Origin of the sequence: Nocardia paucivorans NBRC 100373, assembly GCF_000308675.1 — a bacterium.
In the GTDB taxonomy this organism is placed as follows: Bacteria; Actinomycetota; Actinomycetes; order Mycobacteriales; family Mycobacteriaceae; genus Nocardia; species Nocardia paucivorans.
Window position 1 is genome coordinate 32,861 of record NZ_BAGE01000023.1, and the last position, 8,329, is coordinate 41,189.

Genomic DNA, 8,329 nt, shown 5'->3' on the forward strand with positions numbered 1-8,329 from the left:
CGCAGGCTTATGAGGATGAGACCGCGCCAGACCAGCAGAACTCCAGCGACACCGTGCCGGGCCGATCTATCGGGGTCGATTCGTGGCGGCATGTGGTGAGCAGGTGGGCTCGCTCGCGACAGCGGCGAGCCGGGTGTCCGGCCTACCGGCCGATCTGGTCGACCGGTTCGTGAACGCATTGTGCGCACAGCCTTTCCGGGCCGCCGCCGGTATTCGAGTGGGTGCGGCCCTGGCCGATATCGGTGGCACCGATCCCGATTTCCTGTCCACGGCCTCCGCCGAGCTGTTCTCGCTTGCCGAGCTCTGGGATCCCCCGGAGAAATACCAACGGCTTCCGGCTCTCCTGGCCGCGCTGGGCCAGGGCTACCAACAGCGTCGTCAGGAGGTGGCCGACAATGCCGGGGCCCGATCGGCACGGCGGATCACCTTACAGGAGCAGCGGTTTCGGCTCGTCTTCGAGCACGCGTCCGTGGCCATCGCCATCGGTGACACCGAGGGACGACTGTTGGAGGCCAACCAGGCCCTGGCCGATATGATCGGCGTTCCCGTCGAGGCGCTGCGCGGCATCTCGGTCTACGAATTCGCTCATCCCGACGACCGAGCCGAAATCCGTTCCCGTATCTACGAACACCTCGTGCCCGCCCGGGGCGGAAGTGTGAAGCTGGAACGGCGGCTGGTACGCGCCGACGGCAGTCGGTGCCGGCTCGCGTTCACGATCACATTCATCAGAGGCGGGCAGGGCCATGATGACTACCTCCTCGCCATCGGCGAGGACGTCACCCATCACCACCGGTTGCGTCATCAGGCGCACCACGATCCGTTGACCGGGCTGCCCAATCGACGCCATCTGCTCGAACAGATCGACGCGGTCATCTGCGCTGCCACCGCCTCGACCGCCGGCCGAATCGGCCTGTGCTTCATCGATGTGGACAACTTCAAACATGTCAACGACCGCTACGGTCATCGGGTCGGGGACCAGACCCTGATGACGGTCGCCCGCCGGCTGCGTACCTGCGCCGTGCCACTCGGTTGCCGGCCGGCGCGGTGGGGCGGTGACGAATTCGTCGTCCTGATCCCCCCGCCGGTCGACGAAGCGCGACTGGTCGAGATCGCCGATCACCTGCGGGAGGCGTCCACGGCCGAGGTGGAGGTGGCCGGCCATCGGATCCGAGTATCGGCCAGTATCGGGGTGGTATCGGCGAATATCGCCGGTATCGGCGCCGAAACCCTACTCGAGGTGGCCGATGCCGGGCTGCGCCGCGCCAAAGCGGAGGGACGGGGACGGTGGGTGATGCATTCCATCTCCACCGCGCCAGGCCTGCCCGTATAGGGATGGGCCGGGTATCTTCCCGGCCTGCCCGGACCGGGTGGGGCGATCGGCGACCCTTTCTTTCGTTTTCCGCACCGGTGAGCGGCGGAGGAGTTGTTCACCGGTTTTCGGTCTCGCGAAGTCGCTCGGCGAGCCGCCCCAAGAATGGTCGTTGCCCGGCGATCAGCTTGTCGTGTGCGGTGGTCGGATCGAACCATTCGGCCCGATCGATCTCGGGAAAGGCCTGATACCTGCCCGACCGGGGCGGCCATTCCATCTCGAACGTTCCCGGCACCACCCGAGCCGGATCGAGCTCCCCCTCCACCGCCCACGCCACGACCTGCTTCTCGCTGCCGGCGCTGCGGTACCGCACCGTCCCCAGTGCGAGCCACTCACCGGCGGGCACCGGTAACCCCAATTCCTCGGTGAATTCGCGACCGGCGGCGGCTCGGGCGTCCTCGAGTTCCGGTTCGTACTCACCCTTGGGAATCGACCAGGCCCCGGCGTCCTTGCGCGCCCACAACGGCCCGCCCATATGTCCCAGCAGGACCTGTACCTCCGGTTCACGGCGAAACAGCAGGACTCCGGCGCTGTATTTCATGGAACGTAGTCTGCCGGCGACGGCCCCCAACATTGGGAACCCTCGACAATGAGGAACGGTCGCACGAGTGCCATACACGTATCCGGCGCCTGCACGAGGAGGACCCGGTGGTAGACGAATCGGCAGAACCGACCGGTGAGCAGTTGATAGGTCGGGCGCTGGCAGCTCATGCCCCGGCGGGCTGGCAGCGCGCGGAAGCCGTGTTCGCGATGACCGTATCCCAGGAATTCGGACGCATCGTGTACTCGGTCGGTGAACAGACGATCTCCATGACCGCGCCCGAGTCGGTCCTGACCGCGGTGCGGCAACAGCGGGCGGTCGCCGCCCGATCGGCCGGGGGGCCGTGGTGGCGGATGCTCATCGCGCAAACCCCTTCCGGCGAAACGGAAATCGGTTACGACTACGGCGAAACACCGTTCCCGCCGGGACAGTTGTTCGAACCCGACAGCTATCGGGCCGATCTGGCGACGTATCCCCGCAGCCGTGTCCCGATATGGTTGACCGCTTACCTCGAGCACGGAGACCGGCAACGCCGCGCACCCCGGCAGGCCGCCGAGCAGGCCCGCGCCGACCGAGCCGGTCGGGTATGGGCGAGATTGGCGGAGAACGAGTTCCCGCCGTTTCCGGCGATGTGGGCGCGATGGGCGACGATCGCCGCGGCCTTCGTCGCCGTCGGATCGGAGCGAGGGCCGCGTATGGCGCCCTGGACCGGAATATTCGAAGGCAGTACCCGGAGCGGGTCGACCCTGTACGCATTGCCGTCCGGTCGGGCCGTGCTGTCCGGGGGAGTGTGGGACGCGCCGACCCTGGACGCGGTCTACAACGGTGGCGCGCCGATGCCGAACCTCTATGCGGGAGCACCGGATTGGGTGACCGACGAGGTCCTCAATCCGCGCGCGGTGACCGGCCTGCTGTCGTTCTGCTACTGGTGGGAGGCGGGACGCTGGTATCGCGGACAGTCGCCGTCGGCGGACGAATGCGCCACGGCCGTACCGGGAGTGTGGACTCCCGAAACCGTGACGGGAATCGTCGTCGAACTGCTGCCCGCCGACCGGCAGGTTCCGGCCCGAGCCGCGATGGCCGCTCTGATCACCGCCGCCGAAACCGGTATGGTGACCCGCCGCTCGGTGGTCGAGGTGTTCGGCGAGGACGGACGTTTCGATATCGACGGCGCGCTGCACCAGTTCTCCCTTGCCGGTCTGCTGGCCCCGAGAACGGAACCCATCCCGGCGGAGGAAGCGATATCGCGGGTGCGCGACTACATCACCGGCAACCGGTTCGACACCACTGGCTACCCGCTGTCGCAGCTGGTCGCCGAGCGGTTCGGCGTCGGCTGGATGATCCATGTACCGGTGCCGGAAGGGCAGATCGCCATCGGCCGGGCGGTTTTCTACGTCGGTGACGACGGTGTACTCGAGCACGCGTCGTCCTCGATCGCGCCGGCCACCTATATGGCGGATTTCGAGCGTCGCTTCGCGCAGCGCAACGGTGTGGTGATCCCGGCGGACGGTCGTGCCGCGGAAGGCGTTCCGGCCCCCGAACAACCGTCGAGTCCGGTCGACCGTTGACGAACGGATACCGGCGATTCGGTGACCTGCACCCCGCCTCATGCCATCTGTTGCGTCGTTCGGGGAGCCGTCCGTGACCATCCGGGTTCCCCGAATTGGGGAATCCGAGGCCGAAATGGTCGGAAAACGGAGCGAGAATAACCCTTTCGGTTCTATGGGGTACAGAGGATCACCGGGATGAGTCGATCGCTGAATATCGACGTCGAGTCGGTGCGTGAGTTGACGAACAGGCTGGCGATGGCGGCCGAGCAGGCACGACGAGACCTGAACGAACTGAAAGCCGCACTCGCCGAAGAGGGCGAACCCTGGGGTGATGACGAGCCAGGGCGGGCGATCGGCGAGTCCTACACACCCTATGCGGAGCAGACGCTGGAGGGGTACCAGAATCTGGTCGACAACCTGCAAGGGATGAGCAGGGGCATTACCGACGCCACTACCGATTTCGACCGGCAGGATCGGCTCGCCGGCGATCTGGTCCGCGCCATCGAACGCGACCGTATCGATCCGACCGCCTCCCATACCGATACGATCTACCCGGTTCCCGGGCCGAGCCTGCCGATCGGGCCGAGCCTGCCGATCGAGCAGCCCACAGACCACCCGGCCATCGTGTACCCGGCTGCTTCCGGGCCGGTGGTCGAGGGGAACACCACGAACCGGCAGCCGGGCACCCCCGAACCGGGAGCATCCCCTGGATCGATGTCGTGGCCCGTCGGTGACGGTTCGGTCGGCAAGCCCATACCGTCCGTACCGCATCCGGCGAGCACCACCGCTCCGATCACCCCACCCCCTACCGTCGGCTCACCGAATGTGGTGGGTACGCCGGTCACCCCCTACATCGTGAATTCGGTTCCGCGACAAACCCCGGTGGCGGGACCGCCCGCCCCCGGTTCACCTCCGACCGGCCAACCTCCCGCCGCTCGAAAAACCACTGAAACCCCCTGGTCGCGCAGTTCCGGCGGACCGGTATCGCTGTCGAGATCCGGCGACGCACTCCGGTCGCGCGGTCCCGGTGGGCCGGTTTGGGCGCCGAACTTCGGTGTTGCCCCCGGGACACGCGGTCCCGGGGGCAACCGGCTCGGACGGGTTTCCGGGCCGGAGCTCGTCGGGGCAGCTCAGGCACCCGGGAGTACCGCCCGGAAAGGTCCGGACGACAAGTCCCGGAAGAAGGAAAACGCCGACGTGAAAAAGGACCGTCCCATCCCAACGGACCCCCGGGCGCTGGAAGCGGCCCGGGCGATGGCAGAACGTCACCGCATACGACTCGCCGGGTTCGAGAACTCGGGCATCGGAATACCGACGGTGGACGAGATCGCGGCGGCGCTCGACGACATCATGGGCAAATATCCATTCCTCGAGCTCGCGGGTATCGCGATCGCCGAGCTCGAGGAGGTGATCTTCCGGATACAGGGGGGCGAGAGCGGTGACGAAGCACGACAGGACCACGACGGTCGGTCGTGGCTAATGCTCGATCGAACACTCGTCGCGGATCCGGCGCGCACAGCCGAGCAGGTGCAGACGGCCGTCCGTGCGGGAGATATGGTGCGCGGTTGCGTCGAGCGGCCGATGTATTCGATCGTCGTCACCGGTCTGGGGCGGATTCTGGAAACCGCGGCGGGGTCGTATCCGCGTCGGTCGGCACAGCGGACTCTGATCACCGAATACCACCGGATCAGTGGCCCGTGGGCCGGCCGTGAAACTCTCGCCCGAGTCGTCGGCGGTTATCGGGATTGGCGAGATCAGCTGGGGGGCGGTGCCGTCATCAGGGACCGGTTCGAGCCGCGCGCAGCGTTGGTGGCTGCGTTCGTCGAGGTCGAGCTGCATACCGCGGCGTGCGGGCCGGCGAAGGTGCTGCATCTCCTGCTGGTCGAAAGTATGCGCGGGCGATCGGGTTCGCGGTGAACGAGACCGTCATCCCAGGGGTTCCGGAGGAGATCACCCGCTGGATCATCGGGCATTCCCCGGTCGGTGACGTGGCCGGTATGCGCGATATCGCGACGACGTTGGCCGGTTCGGCGACCCAACTCGCGGGCATCGTGGGCGAGGTGGAGACGATGCTCGAACGGGGTCTCACGTCCGTGATCGAAGGGCAGATCGCTGCAGGCCTACAAGTCGCATTGGAGCGACAGGTCGAAGACGGTCACAACCAGGTCGAGGCGCTGCGGGAGCTGTCGAAGCTCATGCACGAGGCGTCGAACGTCATCGAGCTGGAGCAGCTGACCGTACGGGCGATCGGTATCGCGATGCTGCTGACCATCACCGCCAGTGTCGGTACCCAGGCGCTGCTGGCCCGTCTCCGGGCCAAGGTCGCCGTGGAGGCGGCGCGGCGGCGCACCATGGTCTGGCTCACGCAGCGGCTGTTCGCTTTCGGGCAAACCTTCCCACGCATGGCGTCGGCGGCGAGTGGATTGCTGATGGGGGCGGGGTTCATGGCCGGCGCGTCGGCGGCCGCCCAGTACATCCAGATCGAGCGGGGACAGGGTCGGCCGGGACGAGTCACCGAGATGGATTGGGGGAAGGTCGGTGTGGCGGCGGCGGCCGGTGCGGTTGGTGGTGCGTCGGGGGCGGTGGCCGCGCGATGGGTGATGCCGTGGCTCAACCGCCGGGCTGTGGGGGCTGGTTTGCCGTTGCCGGCGGTGTGGGCGGTGGTGGGTACCGGTGGTATCAGCGGTGCCGTGGGTGGTTTGACCGGGGGGTTGACCGCACTCGAGTTGTCCGACAGCGGGTTCGGGGTGCGCGACCTGGTCGAGATGGTGTTGATGGGTATCGGTGGGGGAGCCGTGGGCGGGCTCGGTGCGGCGGTGTATGCCGCTCGCACTGGTGCGGCGGCACCGGCGCCGGGATCGGTGGAGGTGGGGAAGTCCGGGTCGGATGTGGGTAACAGGAATGAACCCATCCCCCGATCCGGGCTCACTTCGGGTCGGAATCGTCCCCGTAAAGAGGTCGTCGGTGATGCCGTTTCCTTGCGTGGGCCCGGTTCCGATGGCGGGGATGGGCATGCGCGTCGGCCCGAGTTGTCGTCGGAGTTGGTGCGGTTGGGTCGGGAGATCGCGAGTGAGGTGGTGCGTGATCCGCGGCTCGATGATGTTGCGCCTGGGGGGCGTTCGTTGTTGGAGTTCGCTGCCGGGCAGGTGTCGGAGGTGTCGGGGGGTTCGGGGCGGTTTCGGGAAGTGGGACTGCCGCAATGGCAGCAGATGGCCGATGCGCAGGCGTTGCGGTTGTTGGCGGGGTTGCAGGGGGGTGCCGATACACCGCCGGGGGTGGGTGCCTTTGATGCGGCGTCGCCGCCCGCGTCGCCGGGGTCGGGGGTGGCACCATCCTCTGGCTCTGGCTCTGGCTCTGGCTCGGGGCCGGGGTCGGGTCGGGGGCCGGGGTCGGGGGTGTGGTCGAAGGTTTTCGAGCAGTTTCAGGTGGGGGTGGTGGGGGCGGATGCACCGGTGTCGGGGGCGGGGTCTGTGGGGGGTGCGCCGCAGGCGGGGTCGATGAGCGGTAGGGCGGTGGTGGCGCCGCAGATGGTGTTGGCGGGGACTGTGGTGGGGTCCGGTGCCGAGGTCGGTGGTGGTGTGGTGGCCGGGACGGGGTCGGTGGCCGGTGGTGGTGTGGTTTCGGGGTCGGTGGTGGGTGTGCACGGGCCGCCGGCGGTGTCGGGGCCGGGGACGCATGTGGCTGCCGCGTCGGAGGTGGGGGGTGCGGCCGGGGTGTCCGGTGGGGGTGTGGATCCGGTCGGGTTGAGGGGATCGGTTGTTGGTGGTCGGGATGTGGGGGTGTCGGGTCGGGGTCCTGGTGTGGGTTCGGTGGGGGAGGAGCCGGGGTTTGTGGGTGTGGGGTCGGTCGATGATTCGGTGCCGGTTGGTGGTGGGTCGGTGGAGGGGCGGCCGGTGGTGGGTCGGGATGCGCCGGGCTCGGGTGCTTCGCCGCAGGTACCCGCTCAGCAGCAGGTGTCTTCGGTCCAGCAGCAGGTGCCTGGGCAGCAGGTGCCTTCGGTCCAGCAACAGGTTCCTGTACAGCAGGCCTCGGCTCAGCAGGTGTCCGGGCAGCAGGGTGCCGCGGTTCAGCAGGTTTCGGCCGGGAGTTCGGTGTCGCCTGCGGAGGTCAAGGGGCATTCCGGGGCGGCGGTGACGGCGTCCGACCGGCACGGCACACCAACACCATCATCGGTGGGGACACAGACATCGGTGGGGACACAGAAACCGACCGAGGCCACGGCCCCTGCTTCGACCGGGGCGTCGGCGCCACCGGCGGCGACGGTGGCGGGTGCTTCGAGTTCCGGGGCGGTGACCTCGGGTGCAGATATTTCGGTTCCGGGGTCGGTGGCCGCGGGTGCGGGCGTGTCGAGCCCGGCCTCGGCGGCGGTGCCGGCGGTCGCGGCGATGGCCTCGGTGTCGGCACCCGTCGACACCGAGGGCGAGCTCGACTCGCCGCCGACGACGGACCCCGCCGCGAGTCCCGCTGCGCCCCTGCCCTCGGCGGCCTCGGCCGCACCCGCCGCGACCACCGACACCCCCGCCACACCCCCACCGGCCACCGAATCCACCCTCCCCACCACGGCCTCCACCCCGGCCACCGCCGCTCTCGCCACCCCCACCGACCCCACCACACCCGACCACACCCCCACACCACCCGACGAAGCCCCAACCCCCACACCACCCGACGCCACCCCCCACGTCCCCCTCACCCACCCCGACCCCCACCCGACCCCCGAACACCCCACCGACCACCCCGACCAGTGGAACCAACCCCACGGCGACCACATCACCACCCCCGGCACCCCCCTACCCCCCGCCGGCCCGCCGGCCGACGCCATCCCCGCCCTGCCACACCACACCCACCCGATCACCCCCACCCACCCCAACG

At 68.6% G+C, this 8,329-nt stretch carries 5 protein-coding genes; 4 read left to right on the plus strand and 1 reads right to left on the minus strand.

From position 1 onward, the window contains the following. The first annotated feature begins 103 nt into the window (after window positions 1-103). Complete coding sequence (locus ON32_RS05115; RefSeq protein ID WP_051132874.1) at window positions 104-1,330, plus strand: sensor domain-containing diguanylate cyclase; 1,227 nt, start codon at window positions 104-106, stop codon at window positions 1,328-1,330. A 97-nt stretch (window positions 1,331-1,427) separates the two neighbouring features. Here ON32_RS05115 and ON32_RS05120 read toward each other — a convergent pair whose 3' ends face one another. Then, a complete protein-coding gene (locus tag ON32_RS05120; protein ID WP_083874054.1) occupies window positions 1,428-1,910 on the minus strand; it encodes an NUDIX hydrolase in 483 nt (160 codons plus the stop codon). A gap of 107 nt (window positions 1,911-2,017) precedes the next feature. Between ON32_RS05120 and ON32_RS05125 the strand changes: the two genes are divergently transcribed. The 3 genes from ON32_RS05125 to ON32_RS30480 form a co-directional block, all read left to right on the plus strand. Next, window positions 2,018-3,478: a hypothetical protein gene (locus tag ON32_RS05125; RefSeq protein ID WP_174361598.1), complete on the plus strand. Its 1,461-nt coding sequence runs from the start codon at window positions 2,018-2,020 to the stop codon at window positions 3,476-3,478. 177 nt (window positions 3,479-3,655) lie between these two features. Then, window positions 3,656-5,377, plus strand: a complete 1,722-nt coding sequence (locus tag ON32_RS05130; protein WP_040789062.1) for a WXG100 family type VII secretion target — start codon at window positions 3,656-3,658, stop codon at window positions 5,375-5,377. Beyond that, the coding region (locus tag ON32_RS30480; RefSeq protein ID WP_040789064.1) for a hypothetical protein at window positions 5,374-8,329 on the plus strand (2,956 nt) is incomplete at its 3' end. The genes ON32_RS05130 and ON32_RS30480, both read left to right, overlap by 4 nt.